The sequence below is a fragment of the Piscinibacter sp. HJYY11 genome (genome assembly GCF_016735515.1).
Taxonomy (GTDB): domain Bacteria; phylum Pseudomonadota; class Gammaproteobacteria; order Burkholderiales; family Burkholderiaceae_C; genus Rhizobacter.
The window spans coordinates 4,886,035-4,900,450 of the sequence record NZ_JAERQZ010000001.1 but is presented as its reverse complement, the minus strand read 5'-3'; the positions used below and the strand labels follow the sequence as shown (position 1 = coordinate 4,900,450).

Sequence of the window (14,416 nt, the reverse complement as noted above, 5' to 3'; positions counted from 1 at the left end):
GGTTCACGCCGGCCTGGGCGACCAGGCCCGGCGGCGTGCCCACCGGCCGAGCGCAGGCAGCACCAGCACCGCCGCCACGCAGGCCAGCAGCGCCATCGACATCGGGCGCTGCACGAACACCGACCAATGCCCCTCGCCGATCGACAGCGCGTTGCGCATCTGCGCTTCGGCCAGCGGGCCGAGGATCATGCCGACGATGACCGGCGCGGTGGGAAAGTCGAAGCGCCGCATCAGCACGCCGGCCAGGCCCACGCCGAACATGAGCACGAGGTCGAACGCACTCTGGCGCATGCCATACACGCCCACGGTCGCGAAGACGAGGATGCCGGCGTAGAGCTGCGGGCGCGGGATCTTGAGCAGCTTCACCCAGAGCCCGACCAGCGGCAGGTTGAGCACCAGCAGCATCACGTTGCCGATGTAGAGCGAGGCGATGAGTGCCCACACGAGTGCCGACGAGGTCTGGAAGAGCTGCGGCCCGGCCTGGATGCCGTAGTTCTGCAAGGCACTCAAGAGGATCGCGGCCGTCACCGAGGTCGGGATGCCCAGCGTGAGCAGCGGCACGAGCGTGGCCGTCACCGCCGAGTTGTTCGCCGCTTCAGGGCCGGCCACGCCTTCGATCGCGCCGGTGGTGCCGAACTCCCCCTGCGCCTTCGACAGCTTGCGCTCGGTGGCGTAGCTGAGGAAGGTGGGGATCTCCGAGCCACCGGCCGGCACCACGCCGAACGGGAAGCCGATCGCCGTGCCGCGCAGCCACGCCGGCCAGGAGCGCTTCCACTCCGCACGCGTCATGTGCACACGGTTCATGCGGTTGAGCGATGGTTCGCTGCGCCCTTCGTAGAGCACGGTGTAGAGCGTCTCGCCCACCGCGAAGAGGCCCACCGCGATCAACACCACCTCGATGCCGTCGAGGAACTCCGGCACGCCGCCGGTGTAGCGCACCTGGCCCGTGATCTGGTCGAGGCCGATGAGGCCGAGGGCCAGCCCGAGGAAGAGCGCGGTGATGCCGCGCAGCGCACTCTTGCCCAGCACCGCGCCCACGGTCGTGAAGGCGAGCAGCATCAGGCAGAAGTACTCGGGCGGCCCGAGCTTCACCGCGAAGTCGGCGACGAAGGGCGAGAAGAGCGTGACCATCACGGTCGCCAGCGTGCCGGCCACGAAGGAGCCGATGGCCGCGGTGGCGAGCGCCGCGCCGGCGCGGCCGCTCTTGGCCATCTTGAAGCCTTCGAGCGCGGTCACCATCGTGCCGGTCTCGCCCGGGGTGTTGAGCAGGATCGAGGTGGTCGAGCCGCCGTACATCGCGCCGTAGTAGATGCCGGCGAAGAAGATCATCGACGCGGTGGGCTCGACCTGCGTGGTGATGGGCAGCAGCATGGCCACCGTGACCGCCGGGCCGAGGCCCGGTAGCACGCCGATGGCCGTGCCGAGTGCGCAGCCGACGAAGGCCCACAAGAGGTTGATCGGCGTGCCGGCCGAGGCGAAGCCGGCGAGGAGCTGGTTCCAGATGTCCATGTACTTCGGAGAAAGAAAACCTCAGAGCCAGCCCTGCGGCAGCAGTGCGGGAAGGTGGATGGCGAGCAGCCCGCGGAAGAGCCAGAACACCGGCGCCGAGATCGCCAGGCCCGTGCCCAGGTCGACGAGCGCCTGCCGCCACGACCCGGCCGGCCGCCCTTCGGACTGGCGCAAGCCGCGCACGGCCATCGCGAAGCACAGCGCGCAGCTCAGCACGAAGCCGAGCGTGGTGATGAGCGCGGCGTTGGCCAGCACCGCAGCGCCGACCCAGGCGAAGGCGCGCCAGTCGCCGCGCGCCGCGCCCGACGGCGCTTCCACGTCGCGCCAGCCGCCGTGGCGCACCTGCCAGGCGAGCAGGCCGCCACACAGCATCAGCACCACGGCCACGAGCCACGGGAGGAAGTTGGGGCCGACACCCGCATAGCCCGCCGACCCGGGGATGAAGCAGGCACCTAGGGCGATCGCGCCGCCCACGGTGGCAATGCCCAGCCCGATCAGCAGCAGCTGGCCGGGCTGGCCGCGCCAAGAGAGATCCGACATCGCGGCGCTCACACCATGCCCGCCTTGACCATGGTGGCCCGCAGGGCCGCGAAGTCGCGCTCCACGAAGGCTTCGAACTCCGCACCGGCCAGCACGGCCGACGTCCACCCGTTCTTGTCGAGCGACTCGGCCCAGGCCTTGGACTTGAGCGCCTTGAGCACCATCTCGGTCAGCGCCTTGCGCTGCTCGGGTGTGATGCCGGGCGCTGCGTACACGCCGCGCCAGTTGCCGATCTCGACGTTGATGCCCTGCTCCTTGAGCGTGGCCACGTTGAGGCCTTTCACGCGCGCCGGTGCGGTGACACCGACCGCGCGCATCTTGCCGCTCTCGATGTACTGCGCGAACTCGCTGTAGCCGCTGCCCCCCACCGTGACGTTGCCGCCCAGGATGGCGGCCACCGCCTCGCCGCCGCCGCGGAAGGGCACGTAGTTGATGCGTGCCGGGTCGACGCCCACCTCGCGCGCGATCATCGCGGCCGCGATGTGCTCGGTGGAGCCGCGCGAGCCGCCGCCCCACTTCACGCTGCCCGGGTCGCGCTTCATCTGCTCGACCACGTCCTTCATGGTCTTCAGCGGCGAATCGGCCGGCAGCACGAAGACGTTGTACTCGGTCGTCATGCGCGCGATCGGCGTGGCCTGGGTGATGGAGACCGGCGGCTTGCCGGTGATGATGCCGCCCAGCATCACCGCGCCCATCACCATCAGCGCGTTCGGGTCGCCCTTGTTGGCATTGACGAACTGCGCGAGGCCCAGTGCCCCGGCAGCACCGCCCTTGTTCTCGAAGGTCACGGTGGCCGCCACGCCGGCGTCTTGCAGGGCCTTGCCGAGCGCGCGGCCGGTCAGGTCCCAGCCGCCGCCCGGGTTGGCGGGAATCATCATCTTGAGGTTGACGCTCGCGCGCGCCACGCCGGGCAGGCTGCCGGCGGCGGCCAGGGCGACCATCGATCTGAGGAAAGTGTCTCGACGCATGTGATGCCTCCTGAAGAGAAGAATGAACACATGGTCGACAGCGGAACTGTCAGCCGACTTTCAGCGGCCTTGGTGTAAACGCTAGTGCGCTGCAGCGGGTTTCCCCGCGGCGAGGTGACAGCCGGCTGACAGCGCCGCTCGCGAGCATGGGCTCCTCCCCACCGATGGAGCCCGTGATGCTGAGACGACGCTCTTGCCTCCTTGCGCTTGGCGCTGCGGGCCTGCCCGCGGCTGCATGGGCGCAGGCGAGGCCATCGCGCCCGCAGGCGCAGCTCTTCCCCAGGCTCAAGGTCTACATCCCTGCCGGCACCGGCGGCGGGTGGGACCAGACGGGCCGCCACCTCGGCGCCGCCATGCAGGCAGCAGGCCTCGTGGGCCAGCTGAGCTACGAGAACAAGGGCGGCAAGGGCGGCACCGTCGGCTTGGCCGACTTCCAGCAGCGCCACGCCGGCGACCCGGCCTGCCTCTTCGTCGGCGGTCTCGTGATGCTGGGCGCGCTCGCGCTCGAGCGCTCCGACGCGCTGCAGCAGCTCACCCCGGTGGCGCGGCTCACGAGCGACTACCTGGTGCTCTGCGTCGCGCAGGACGACCGCATGCTCGGCTCGTTGCCCGACCTCACGCGCCGCCTCGAGCACCAGGTGGGCAGCATCACCTTCACCGGCGGCTCCGCCGGCGGCGTCGACCACATGCTGGCCGCGATGCTGCTGCGCTCGCTGCGGCTCGACACGCGCCAGCTCACCTACGTGCCCACCTCCAGCGGCAAGGAAGCCATCGCGCTCGTGCAATCGGGCAAGGCGCACGTGGCGATCTCGGGCTACAGCGAATTCAAGTCGAGCATCGAAAGCAAGAGCTTGCGCGCGCTGGCGATGTCGTCGCGGCGCGCGCTCTTCGGCATCCCCTCACTGCGTGAGCAGGGCGTGGACACCGAGCTCGCCAACTGGCGCGCCGTGTTCGCCGCGGCCGGTCTTGCGGACCCGCAGCGCGAGGCCTTGCGCAAGCTGGTGGCGGCCACCGTCGAATCGAACGGCTGGCGCCAGTCGCTGCTGGAGAACAACTGGGTCGGCTCGCCGCTCTACGGCAGCGAGTTCGCGAACTTCATCCAGTTCGAGAGCGGCATCGCCACCGCCATCACCCACCTGCTCAAGCTCAAGGGATGAGGCGGCGGCAGGCCGGGTCTTCAGAACGCGTGCCGCACGCCGAACTGGATGCCGTTGGAGGTGTCGCCGCGCACCGGGCTGTTGAAGCCGAGGTTGGCGCCGGTGCTGGCCGAGCCGTCGTTCGACACCGCCGTCAAGTTGCCGTAGAGCCAGGTGCGGCGCGTGAGGTCGTAGCGTGCCTGCAGCGTGACGATCTTCGCGTCGTCGTCGGCCGCAGAGCCGGTCGCGTTCTTCACCATCGCGAAGCCGATCGACGGGATGAACGCGCCCATCGGTGCCGCCACGTTGCCGCCGACGATGCGCTTGCGCTCAGCAGTGCCCATGCCCTGGCCGTGCCCGTAGACGTTGAAGCGCACCGACCCGAAGTCGTAGCCGCCCACCAGCATCGCCGCGCGGCGGCGCTGGTCGCCCGCCACGGTGCCGTCGATGTCGATGATGTTGATGTAGGCCCCGGCCAGCATCGCGCCGCCCGACTTCCAGATGCCGCCGGCGCTGTACGACTTGTTGGAGTTCTTGCTGGCATCGGTGGTGCTGCGCTCGTCGCCCAGGCTGTACTGCAGCTGGCCGACGAAGCCGCCGACGGTGGGCGTGACGTAGGTGATGGTGTTGTCGAGCCGGTCGTTGTTCTCGATGCCGATGGCGCGGGCCACGTTGAGCACGTCGTAGGTCTTGGTGCCGACCAAGCCGGCCACGTCGTCGAAGGGCGTGTACTGGCGGCCCAGGCGCACGGCGCCGAAGCTGCCACCCAGGCCCACGAAGGCCTGGCGGCCGAAGGAGCGGCCACCCTGGCCGAGCTGGCCGTTGTCGATCGTGAAGCCCTGCTCCAGGTGGAAGAAGGCGCGCAGGCCGCCGCCCAGGTCTTCGCTGCCGCGCAGGCCCCAGCGGGAGCCGTGCATCTGGCCCGACTGCAATCGGGTGAGCGAGGTGGCGCCCTTGATGCGCTCGATGGCGGCGTCGGCCACGCCGAAGAGGGTGACGGAAGAAGCTTGTGCGCTGGCGATGTCGGCCAGGGTGGCAAGCGCGGCAAGGGCAAACAGGTGTTGTCGTGTCATGGCGTTTCCTCGTTGTTTCCTCGTTGAGGGGCGCCATCGATGGTGGTCAGCCAGGCTGTCAGCTGGCTGTCCGAAGTTCTAGGGCAAGTGCTAGGGTGTGCACATGAAGCTGCTTCTCGTCGAAGACCAACCGGCCATGCAGACCACGCTGGAGCGTGCGTTCCAGCGGCGCGGCATCCGCGTCACCATCTGCGGCGACGGCGCCCGTGCGCTCGACCGCTGGCAGGCGAGCGTGCCCGACGTGGTGGTGCTCGACCTGAGCCTGCCCGGCCTCGACGGCCTGCAGGTGCTGTCGCAGGCGCGCGCGGCGGGGCTCAAGACGCCGGTGCTGATCCTCACCGCGCGCGGCACCGTGGGCGACCGCATCCTCGGCCTCGACACCGGGGCCGACGACTACCTGCCCAAGCCCTTCGACCTCGACGAGCTGGAAGCGCGCATCCGCGCCCTGGCCCGCCGCAGCGACGCGGCGGCCCCGCCTGCCTCCGCCGGCCCGCGGCCCTTCAACGGCCTGAGCTGCGACGACGCGAGCGCCGCGGTTTACTTCCGCGGCGTGCCGCTCGACCTGGCCCCGCGCGAAGCCGCGCTGCTGCGCGCGCTGCTCGTGAAGCCGGGGCATGCGGTGTCGAAGGAGCGCCTCTTCGAGCTCGTCTTCCCGGGCGAGCCCGACGTGCAGTTCGAAGCCATCGAGGTGGTGGTGTACCGCCTGCGCAAGAAGCTCGCCGACACCGGCACGCAGGTCGTCAACCTGCGCGGGCTGGGCTACCTGCTGAAGTCGGCACCGTGAAGCGGCTGACCCTTCGCACGCAGCTGCTGCTGGGCATCCTGCTGCCGGTGGCGGCGCTCATCTCGGTCAACACGGTCAGCCTGTACGAGCAGGCGTCGCGGTCTGCCGACATGGCGTACGACCGCACGCTGCTCGCATCGGCCAAGCTGATCGGGGAGTTCCTCTCGGTCGCGGGCAGCGGGCCCGAGGCGCGGCTCGAGGCCGCGGTGCCCTACTCGGCGCTGGAGCCCTTCGAGGCCGACAAGCGAAGCCGCATGTACTACAAGGTGAGCGGCTTCTCGCACGAGCTGGTCTCGGGCTTCCCGGAGCTGCGCACCTGGCAGGGCAAGCTGCCCGACGGCGGCCCGTACTCGGCCCTGGTGCACTTCTACGACGACAGCTTCCGCGGCGAGCGTGTGCGCGTGGCGGTGCTGCTGCAGCCCGTGGCCACGCCCACGGCGCTGGGCATGGCCACGATCCAGGTGGCCGAGACGATGGAGCTGCGCGAAGCGCTGGCGCGGCAGATCCTCATCTCCACGCTGTGGCGGCAGCTGGCGCTGGTGGTCGTGATCGCGGTGGTGGTGGTGATCGTCGTGCAACGCGCTACACGCCCGGTGCGCCAGCTGAGCGCCGACATCGCCCGCCGCACCGAGAACGACCTCACCCCCATCGGCGCCGAGGGCACGCCGCGCGAGCTGCGGCCGCTGCTCGACGCCACCAACCAGGTGATGCAGCGCCTCAAGCACCTGCTCGACCACCAGAAGCGCTTCGTGCGCGACACCTCGCACCAGCTGCGCACGCCGCTCGCGGTGCTCAAGGTGCAAGTGCAGTCGGCGTTGCGCGGCGACGTGGGGCCCGACCAGGCGCTGCAGGAGATCAACCAGACCGTGGACCGCGCCACGGTGCTCGCCAACCAGATGCTCGCCCTGGCCAAGGTGGAGCAGCTGCGCCTGCAGGACCCGAACGACGCACCGCTCGCCGACTGGGCGGAGATCGTGCGCGCCGTGGCCTTGGATCTGTCGGCCCTCATCGGCGAGCGCCACCTCGACTTCGACATCGCCACCCAGCCCTCGCCCGTGCGCTCGCACGAGTGGGCACTGCGCGAGCTCACCCGCAACCTGCTGCACAACGCGATCAAGCACACGCCGGACCACGGCAGGCTGAGCGTCCGCCTGCACTCCGACGGCCGCCATGCCGCACTCGTGATCAGCGATTCGGGCCCCGGCATCACAGAGGAGCAGCGCGAGCGGCTCTTCACGCCCTTTGCCGCTGGGGACCTGCGCAGCGGCGTGGGGCTCGGCCTCGCCATCTGCCGCGAGATCGTCGATGCGCTGGGCGGCAGCATCACGCTCGACAACCGGCGTGCGCCGGGCCGCGTGCTGGGCCTGGATGCGACCGTCCGGCTCGGCTTGCACCACCACACCGACGAGGCCTGAGCTTCCGCCGACAGGTGCGCCGGAAGGGCCCGGTGGGGTGGCGCTCACGCCGTGGCAAAGAGCTCGCTGCGCGCCGCCTCGGTGATCGCGGCCACTCCCGGGTGCGAGATGCGCCGCTCGATCGAGATCGCGTAGAACTCCTCCACCAGATCGTCGGGTGAGCCCAGCCGCTCAACCTCGAACTGGCGCGAGATCTCCCTGGCCAGCACAGCCGGCGCCGGGAACACACCCAGCCCTTCCCTGCCGAACGCCTTCATCAACGCGGTGTCCTGGAACTCGGCCGCGATGTTCGGCGCAATTCCATGCTGGCGCAGCCAAGCATCGAGTCGCGGCCGCGATGCAGAGTCTGCAGCCGGCAGAAGCATGGGAAGCGGCTGGAGCGACTGCGGAAACCTTGCTCGAACCTGGCGAACGCTCGTGCCGTGCTTCCGAAGCACCCTCTCCGATGCGAAGAAGGCAATGCCACTGCCCCCGAGCAGATGGGTGAAGGCCTTGACGCCCAGGTTCCCCGGCAACGGCACATCGGAAATCACCAGGTCCACCCGGCGCATGGCGAGCTCTGTCATCAAGGCCGGCAGTTTCCCCTCGGGGCATTGCAGACGCGGGGTCGGTTCCAGACGAAGTGCAGGCTCGAGCACGTGATAGGCGATCAGCTTGGGCACCGAGTCGACGAAGCCGACCTTCAACAGCGGCGCACGTGGCGCATCCTTGCCTCCGCGAAGTGCGTCTTCCAGCTCCTGACCCAAGGTAAATATTTCGTCGGCGTACTGCATCACCATGCGTCCGGCTTCCGTGGGCTCCACGTTGCGGCCTACCTTCATCAGCAAGGGCCTGCCCAAGCGCTCCTCCAGCAAGTTGATCTGCCCGCTGAGGGTCTGCGGCGAGAGGTGAAGCTCTTCGCTCGCCTTCAGCACACCGCCTGAGCGGACGACGCTCCAGAAATAGTGGAGATGCTTGTAGTTCATGACGATCCTCTTTTTTCGAATCTTTTCCAAGAAATATCGATTATTCAGAACATTTGACTCTTCATAAAGTGGCGCTTCAGAAAGGAACGTCATGAAAGTCGATGTTCGAGGCGAAGGCCTCACGCCCACCCAGACGCACGCGATGGTTTCCAACGTGCGCACGACCTTCCGCGAGTTCGCACAGCGCATCGCTGCTGTCATCGTGGTGGTTGCGACCCAGGCCGAGAAGCGCCACGCCGCACGGAGCTGCCTGATCGAAGTGCACATGGCCGACGGGCACGTGGAGTACGTCGAGGAGCGCCAGCGGCGCCTGGGCTCTGCCTTGCGGCGTGCCATCCAGCGCGCGTGGAAAGCCGCTGTCCGCTGGCTCAAGCAGCAGCTGCCCGTACGACCTGCATTGCGCGCTCAGAAGGAACTGACGTGACCGAATTCCTTCATGCCGACTTCCTGGGCCAAGCCGTCTGGCTGTGGCTGGCTTTTATCGCGATCGTGGTGACCCTGCTTGCATTCGACCTGGGCGTGCTGCACAAGGATGACCGGGAGATAGGCGTCAAGGAGAGCTTGTGGCTTTCATGCGGCTACATCGCCGTGGCGGCCATCTTCGGCGTGTGGCTGTGGTGGCATCTGGGCTCAGCGCGAGGCATCGAGTACTTCACGGGCTACATCATCGAGAAGTCGTTGTCGATGGACAACGTGTTCGTCATCGCGATGATCTTCACCTTCTTCTCGATCCCGCGGCAGTACCAGCACCGCGTGCTGTTCTGGGGCATCCTGGGCGTCATCGTCCTGCGTGCCGTCATGATCGGCCTGGGCGCCGCGCTCGTCAGCCAGTTCGCCTGGGTCCTTTACATCTTTGGTGCTTTCCTGGTCATCACCGGCATCAAGATGCTTTGGATGGCGGACCACGAGCCGAACCTGGAAAACAATGTTCTCCTGAAGTGGCTGCGCAAGGTGATGCGCGTCACGTCGCAGGTGCGGGGCAATGCGTTCTTCGTCCGCGAGCCCGACCCGGCCACCGGCCAGCAGGTGACCTGGGCAACCCCGCTCTTCCTGGCGCTGTGCATGGTCGAGTTTGCCGATCTCATCTTCGCGGTCGACTCCGTGCCGGCGATCCTCGCGATCACCGACGACACCTTCATCGTCTACACGAGCAACATCTTCGCCATCCTCGGACTGCGTGCTCTGTATTTCGCGCTCGCCGCGATGATCCACCGCTTCGCGTATCTGAAGTACGCGCTGGCGCTTGTGCTGATGTTCATCGGCAGCAAGATCTTTCTGGTCAACATCATCGGCAAGATCCCGGCCGTCGTCAGCCTGGGGGTGACGGCAGCGCTCATCACCGGGGGCGTCATCGTGTCGCTCTGGAAAACGAGAAGCCAGCCCGGCGCCGCGCCTCTTCCCGATGCGCCTCGCAGCACCTCTTGATGGACGGTCAGAGATTCAACTGCCTTCGAGACCACCGCACCGTCGCCCCGTTATTCAAGGCTCCCCCTTGCCCCGGGCGACGGTGCCCTGCTGCAGCAGGATGGTCTCGCGGGCGAGCATCTCCAGGTCTTCTTCATCGTGGGTGATGAGCATCGTCGGCACCGCGATGTCGGCCTGCAGGTCGCGCAACTCCTGGCGCAGCTTCTGGCGCAGAGAGCGGTCGAGCGCGGCGAAGGGCTCGTCGAGCAGCAGGGCGGCGGGGTCGTTCACCAGGGCACGGGCCAGCGCGGTGCGCTGGCGCTGGCCGCCGGAGATCTGGTGCGGGAAGTGATCGGCCTGGGCCTGCAGGCCGAAGGCCTTCAGCCAGCGCTCGACGGCCGCGTCGTCGCTGCTGCGGCGGGGGTTGAGCCAGCCGGGGCGCCGGCCGAAGGCGATGTTCTGCTTCACCGTGAGGTGCGGGAAGAGCGCGTAGTCCTGGAACACGTAGCCGAGCTGGCGCTGCTGGGGCGACAGGTCGATGCGCTGCTGGTCGTCGAACAGCACGCGGCCGCCGATGGCGACACGGCCCGCATCGGGCGTGGAGATGCCGGCGATCATCTTGAGCGTCTGCGTCTTGCCGGCGCCCGAGGGACCGAAGAGCGCCAGGTGCGGCGCATCGCTCGAGAACGAGACGTCGAGCTGGAAGCGGCTTTCGCGGTGCCGCAGGAGCTTGTGCAACTCGACGTGCCAGATCATGCGCGGCGTGCGTTGTCGCGTGCCGGCACGAGGCGGCCCGCCGCCAGCAGCATGGTGATGCAGGTGATGGAGGTGACGGCGACGAGGAAGTTGGCCGTGTCGTCCTGGCCGGCTTGCACGGCCTCGTAGACGGCGATGGACAAGGTCTGCGTCTTGCCGGGGATGCTGCCGGCCACCATCAGCGTGGCGCCGAACTCGCCGAGCGCGCGCGCGAACGCGAGCAGCAGGCCGGCGAGGATGCCGCGCCACGCAAGCGGCAGCGAGACGCGGAGGAACACCCCCATCTCGCTGACGCCCAGCAGCCGGGCGGCGTCTTCGAGCTGCGGGTCGACCGTCTCGAACGCTGCGCGCGCCGCCTTGAAGACGAGCGGGAACGACACCACGGTGGCGGCGATCACCGCGCCCTGCCAGGTGAAGATGAGCCGCACGCCGAAGGTCTGCAGCAACCACGAGCCCAGCGGCGAGTGCGTGCCGATCACCACCAGCAGGTAGTAGCCGAGCACGGTCGGCGGCATGACCATCGGCAGCGTGAGTGCCGCGTCGACGAGGTTGCGGCCGGGGAAGCGCCAACGGGCGATCGCGTAGCCGATGCCCACGCCCAGCAGCAGGTTGAGCAACGTGGCCCACGCGGCGATCTTGAGGGTGAGGGCCAGTGCGACCCAGGCGGTGCTCATGGGTCTGTCGTCACGGCTTGCCGAAGCCGTGTCGGGCCAGCACCGCCTGCGCAGGCGCCGACACGAGGAAATCGACGAAGCGCTGGGCCAGCGCGGCATGGGGGCTGGCCACGAGCGGCGCCACCGGGTAGAGGATGGGCGACGGCGTCGGCACGCTGAAGGCGACCTTCACCTTGCCGTGCAGCAGGGCGGCGTCGGTGGCGTACACGAAGCCGGCGTCGACCTCACCGCGCGCCACGTAGTCGAGCGCCTGGCGCACGTTGTTCGCGCCGATCATCTTGGGCTCGATGGCCTTCCACAGGCCCGCGGCTTCGAGCACACCCTGGGTGTAGCGCCCCACCGGCACGCTGGCCGGCAGGCCGATGGCGATGCGCTGGTAGGGCGCCTGGCCGAGATCGGCCAAGGTCTTTGGGAGCCTCGTCGTCGCCGCAGGCACGATCAGCACCAGCGCGTTGGAGACGAAGTTCCTGCGTTGCGCCGCCTTCACCAGCCCGCGGGTCTGCGCCTGGTCCATCGTCTCCTGGTCGGCGCTTGCGAACACGTCGACCGGCGCGCCCCGGGTGAGCTGCTGCAGCAGCGCGCCCGACGCGCCGTGATTGAAGAGCACCTTGTGCCCCGGGTTGGCCGCCTCGAAGGCCGGGCCGAGCTCGCTGAACGCATTGGCAAGGCTCGAGGCGGCAGAGACCGTCAGCTCGGCCGCGTGGGCGCCAAGGGACGCCAGCAGCGCCAGCGCAGCAACGAGTTTGCGAGACGAGAACACGACGACGCTCCGCCAGGTCGATATATACGAGTGTACATGTCGGCCCCTCAGGCGTTGAGCAGCAGCGCGTCGTCGTCCATCGGCACCTGCGCCAGGTCGCGCAGCTCGGCCAGGGCCGGCAGGGCGGCGAGCACCTCGTCGGGATCGACGCCGAAGTCGATCAGGCAGGCGACCTCGTCGACCTCGATGGCCTTGAGCTTGTCGGTCATGCCCAGGCAGTCGTCGAGCGTGCCGAGCAGCGAGCTGGTGGCGTAGTAGCGCTCGAACGAGAACTCGAGCGCATCGGCCAGGTCGTTCTGCGAGGCGGGCGCCGCGCTGGCGGCGCACTGCTTCTGGAAGAAGGGCACGGCGGCGGTGTACTGGCCCACCAGGTTGGCCGAGCTTGCCAGGTAGCGCAGCATCGGCGCCTTCACCTTGCGGCGCACCTCCGCCTCGCTCTGGCCGACGAAGGTGTGCAGCATCAGCGTCACCGTGCCCTGCCCGGCTTGGCCCGCGTCGCGCCAGGCTTGCCGGTAGGCGGCGATCTTGTCGGCCAGCGCCTCGAGCGACTGGCCGAGCAGATGCGTCAGCACATTGAGGCCCATCGTGCCGGCGCGGCGGAAGGTCTGCGGGTTGCCGGCGGCGGTGATCCAGATCGGCAGGGTGCGCTGCACCGGCCGCGGCATGGTGCGCAGCTGCACGCAGTCGCCGAGCGCGTTGATCGCGTCGAAGGGCTCGCCAGCCCACAGGGCGCGCAGCTCGGCCACCCGCTCGAACACGAGCTCGTTGCGGCGTTCGTAGTGGCCGGGCGCGGCAAGCACGAAGTCGTTGGGAAACCAGCCCGAGGCCAGGCCGAGGTCGACACGGCCGCCGGAGAGGACGTCGACCATGGCCCACTCCTCCGCCACCCGCGCCGGGTGATGCAAGGGCACGACGACACTGCCGGAGCGGATGCGCACGCGCTGCGTCGTGGCGGCCAGCGCAGCCGCCATCACCGCGGGGTTGGGGGACAGGCCGCCGAAGGCATGAAAGTGGCGCTCGGGCGCCCACACGGCCGAGAAGCCGTTGTCGTCGGCAAAGCGTGCGCTCTCGAAGAGCAGGCGTCGCTGCGCGCTGGCCTGCGGGCCTCCCTCGTCGCTGCCGAAGTAGTAGAGGCCGAAGGCCAAGGGCCGCTCTTGATGGGCATGAAGGTCGATCTGCATGCCCGCATTCGATGGCGGCGGCCTGCTGCCGTGTTTGATCCAGGTTAAGGAGCTGGACCCCCACCCCCTGCCTGCAGGACGTGGCCATGCGCCTTGACGAAGGTCAAACCGCGCCGCGGCGGCGCACCAGACCATCCTCCGCATGGAAACCGTTGCCCCCGAAACTGCTTCGCAACTGGCCGTGCGCCTGTCCCGGGCGTCATGCCGGAAGTTCTACGACGTCTACAACGCGTTCGACTGGCCGGGCCGCCTGCAGGAAGGCGCCTGGTGCATGCCGCCGGAGCTGATCTCGCTCTACGGCACGCCCATGTGGGACACACTGGACGAGGCCACCCGCCACAAGCTCAGCCTGCACGAAGTGGCCAACATGTTCAGCCTCGTGCTGAAGGGCGAGCGCATCCTGGTGCAAGGGCTGGCGCACCGCCTCTACAGCACGAGCAACAACCGCGAGATCACCGAGTACCTGCACCACTTCCTCGACGAGGAAAACAAGCACATGGTGATGTTCGGCGAGTTCTGCCACCGCTACATCGGCAAGGTGTACCCCGAGAAGAAGCTGCCCCTTCCGAAGGACGCGAAGGAGATGGACCGCGGCAAGGAGGAGGTGGTCTTCTTCAGCATGGCGATGGTGGTGGAGGAACTGGGCGACTTCTACAACGTGCTCATCGGCCGCGACGAGCGTGTCGACCCGCTGGTGCGGGAGATCAACAAGGTGCACCACATCGACGAGGCGCGGCACCTCGCCTTCGGCCGGCTCTACCTGGCCGAGCTCTTCGAGCGCTACAGCCCGGGCTGGCCGCCCGAGAAGCTGGCGGCCTTCCGCGAATGGCTGGCCGCGTTCCTGAAGGCCTGCTGGGCCGACTACTACAACCCGAGCGTCTACCGCGATGCCGGCATCGCCGATGCGTACGAGGTGCGACAGAGGGCGCTCGCTCACCCGGCCACGCATGCGCACCGCACGCGCGGCGCCGAGAAGATCGTGGGCTACTTTCTCAGGACGGGCCTGTTGCGCGAACCACCCACCTGGTGAAGCGAGTGCCCGCCCGCCCCTGTCCATGGGGTGCCGGTTTCGGCCGGCTCAGGCACCATGCGTCCATGGACACGCCGAAGGAACCCACCCCACCCCAGACCGACGCCGCCATGCAAGCCAAGGTGGCCCAGTGGCTGGAGCTCAAGCGCGAGATGGAAGCGCTGTACGCGCAGGTCGAATACGCCCGCCTGCTGCTCAAGCTGGGCGTGTTGAAGTAAGCG

Annotated in this window: 16 protein-coding genes; 7 read left to right on the top strand and 9 right to left on the bottom strand. The window is 68.5% G+C overall.

Annotated elements, in window-relative coordinates:
- Nucleotides 1-3 precede the first annotated feature (3 nt).
- The 3 genes from JI745_RS22930 to JI745_RS22920 are packed head-to-tail and all read right to left on the bottom strand — an operon-like array spanning nt 4 to nt 3,017.
- Complete coding sequence (locus JI745_RS22930; protein WP_201812123.1) at nt 4-1,509, bottom strand: tripartite tricarboxylate transporter permease; 1,506 nt, start codon at nt 1,507-1,509, stop codon at nt 4-6.
- Nucleotides 1,510-1,530: 21 nt separating this feature from the next.
- Nucleotides 1,531-2,049 (bottom strand): tripartite tricarboxylate transporter TctB family protein, encoded by a 519-nt coding sequence (locus tag JI745_RS22925; protein ID WP_201812122.1) that lies wholly within the window; start codon nt 2,047-2,049, stop codon nt 1,531-1,533.
- Between the two features lie 8 nt (nt 2,050-2,057).
- Entirely contained in the window at nt 2,058-3,017 is a 960-nt protein-coding gene (locus JI745_RS22920) for a tripartite tricarboxylate transporter substrate binding protein (RefSeq protein WP_201812121.1), read from the bottom strand.
- Between the two features lie 176 nt (nt 3,018-3,193).
- Between JI745_RS22920 and JI745_RS22915 the strand changes: the two genes are divergently transcribed.
- Nucleotides 3,194-4,174 (top strand): tripartite tricarboxylate transporter substrate binding protein, encoded by a 981-nt coding sequence (locus JI745_RS22915; protein WP_201812120.1) that lies wholly within the window; start codon nt 3,194-3,196, stop codon nt 4,172-4,174.
- A 20-nt stretch (nt 4,175-4,194) separates the two neighbouring features.
- On the opposite strand, the gene JI745_RS22910 is transcribed toward JI745_RS22915, so the two are convergent.
- Nucleotides 4,195-5,226 (bottom strand): porin, encoded by a 1,032-nt coding sequence (locus JI745_RS22910; protein ID WP_201812119.1) that lies wholly within the window; start codon nt 5,224-5,226, stop codon nt 4,195-4,197.
- 103 nt (nt 5,227-5,329) lie between these two features.
- Between JI745_RS22910 and JI745_RS22905 the strand changes: the two genes are divergently transcribed.
- Together JI745_RS22905 and JI745_RS22900 are read left to right on the top strand one after the other, a co-directional pair.
- Complete coding sequence (locus tag JI745_RS22905; protein ID WP_201812118.1) at nt 5,330-6,010, top strand: response regulator transcription factor; 681 nt, start codon at nt 5,330-5,332, stop codon at nt 6,008-6,010.
- Entirely contained in the window at nt 6,007-7,425 is a 1,419-nt protein-coding gene (locus JI745_RS22900) for a sensor histidine kinase (protein WP_310738739.1), read from the top strand. The genes JI745_RS22905 and JI745_RS22900 overlap by 4 nt, the downstream gene beginning before the upstream one ends.
- 44 nt (nt 7,426-7,469) lie before the next feature.
- Here JI745_RS22900 and nhaR read toward each other — a convergent pair whose 3' ends face one another.
- On the bottom strand, nt 7,470-8,390 hold the full coding sequence (gene nhaR / locus JI745_RS22895) for a transcriptional activator NhaR (RefSeq protein ID WP_201812759.1): 921 nt from the start codon (nt 8,388-8,390) through the stop codon (nt 7,470-7,472).
- A 91-nt stretch (nt 8,391-8,481) separates the two neighbouring features.
- On the opposite strand from nhaR, the gene JI745_RS22890 reads away from it, so the two are divergent.
- Entirely contained in the window at nt 8,482-8,814 is a 333-nt protein-coding gene (locus JI745_RS22890; RefSeq protein ID WP_201812117.1) for a hypothetical protein, read from the top strand.
- Nucleotides 8,811-9,815, top strand: a complete 1,005-nt coding sequence (locus tag JI745_RS22885) for a TerC family protein (protein WP_201812758.1) — start codon at nt 8,811-8,813, stop codon at nt 9,813-9,815. Before JI745_RS22890 ends, JI745_RS22885 begins: the two co-directional genes overlap by 4 nt.
- 54 nt (nt 9,816-9,869) lie before the next feature.
- On the opposite strand, the gene JI745_RS22880 is transcribed toward JI745_RS22885, so the two are convergent.
- Genes JI745_RS22880 through JI745_RS22865 form a run of 4 tightly spaced genes read right to left on the bottom strand, consistent with a single transcriptional unit; the run spans nt 9,870 to nt 13,165 of the window.
- On the bottom strand, nt 9,870-10,550 hold the full coding sequence (locus tag JI745_RS22880) for a sulfate/molybdate ABC transporter ATP-binding protein (RefSeq protein WP_201812116.1): 681 nt from the start codon (nt 10,548-10,550) through the stop codon (nt 9,870-9,872).
- A complete protein-coding gene (gene modB, locus JI745_RS22875) occupies nt 10,547-11,224 on the bottom strand; it encodes a molybdate ABC transporter permease subunit (RefSeq protein WP_201812115.1) in 678 nt (225 codons plus the stop codon). The genes JI745_RS22880 and modB overlap by 4 nt, the downstream gene beginning before the upstream one ends.
- A gap of 10 nt (nt 11,225-11,234) precedes the next feature.
- Nucleotides 11,235-11,984 carry a molybdate ABC transporter substrate-binding protein gene (gene modA, locus JI745_RS22870; RefSeq protein ID WP_201812114.1) on the bottom strand — a complete coding sequence of 250 codons (750 nt, stop codon included), beginning with the start codon at nt 11,982-11,984 and terminating at the stop codon, nt 11,235-11,237.
- Between the two features lie 47 nt (nt 11,985-12,031).
- Entirely contained in the window at nt 12,032-13,165 is a 1,134-nt protein-coding gene (locus JI745_RS22865; protein WP_201812113.1) for a MupA/Atu3671 family FMN-dependent luciferase-like monooxygenase, read from the bottom strand.
- Nucleotides 13,166-13,307: 142 nt separating this feature from the next.
- Here JI745_RS22865 and JI745_RS22860 point away from each other — a divergent pair, with 142 nt between their 5' ends.
- Entirely contained in the window at nt 13,308-14,195 is an 888-nt protein-coding gene (locus tag JI745_RS22860) for a diiron oxygenase (RefSeq protein WP_201812112.1), read from the top strand.
- A gap of 65 nt (nt 14,196-14,260) precedes the next feature.
- Complete coding sequence (locus tag JI745_RS22855; protein WP_201812111.1) at nt 14,261-14,413, top strand: hypothetical protein; 153 nt, start codon at nt 14,261-14,263, stop codon at nt 14,411-14,413.
- Nucleotides 14,414-14,416: the final 3 nt, after the last annotated feature.

What these genes read in the sequence shown, in the direction of transcription:
- JI745_RS22930 (WP_201812123.1), bottom strand. Translation starts at nt 1,509, where the DNA reads ATGGACATCTGGAACCAGCTCCTCGCCGGCTTCGCCTCGGCCGGCACG.
- JI745_RS22925 (WP_201812122.1), bottom strand. Translation starts at nt 2,049, where the DNA reads ATGTCGGATCTCTCTTGGCGCGGCCAGCCCGGCCAGCTGCTGCTGATC.
- JI745_RS22920 (WP_201812121.1), bottom strand. Translation starts at nt 3,017, where the DNA reads ATGCGTCGAGACACTTTCCTCAGATCGATGGTCGCCCTGGCCGCCGCC.
- JI745_RS22915 (WP_201812120.1), top strand. Translation starts at nt 3,194, where the DNA reads ATGCTGAGACGACGCTCTTGCCTCCTTGCGCTTGGCGCTGCGGGCCTG.
- JI745_RS22910 (WP_201812119.1), bottom strand. Translation starts at nt 5,226, where the DNA reads ATGACACGACAACACCTGTTTGCCCTTGCCGCGCTTGCCACCCTGGCC.
- JI745_RS22905 (WP_201812118.1), top strand. Translation starts at nt 5,330, where the DNA reads ATGAAGCTGCTTCTCGTCGAAGACCAACCGGCCATGCAGACCACGCTG.
- nhaR (WP_201812759.1), bottom strand. Translation starts at nt 8,390, where the DNA reads ATGAACTACAAGCATCTCCACTATTTCTGGAGCGTCGTCCGCTCAGGC.
- JI745_RS22890 (WP_201812117.1), top strand. Translation starts at nt 8,482, where the DNA reads ATGAAAGTCGATGTTCGAGGCGAAGGCCTCACGCCCACCCAGACGCAC.
- JI745_RS22880 (WP_201812116.1), bottom strand. Translation starts at nt 10,550, where the DNA reads ATGATCTGGCACGTCGAGTTGCACAAGCTCCTGCGGCACCGCGAAAGC.
- modB (WP_201812115.1), bottom strand. Translation starts at nt 11,224, where the DNA reads ATGAGCACCGCCTGGGTCGCACTGGCCCTCACCCTCAAGATCGCCGCG.
- JI745_RS22865 (WP_201812113.1), bottom strand. Translation starts at nt 13,165, where the DNA reads ATGCAGATCGACCTTCATGCCCATCAAGAGCGGCCCTTGGCCTTCGGC.
- JI745_RS22860 (WP_201812112.1), top strand. Translation starts at nt 13,308, where the DNA reads ATGGAAACCGTTGCCCCCGAAACTGCTTCGCAACTGGCCGTGCGCCTG.
- JI745_RS22855 (WP_201812111.1), top strand. Translation starts at nt 14,261, where the DNA reads ATGGACACGCCGAAGGAACCCACCCCACCCCAGACCGACGCCGCCATG.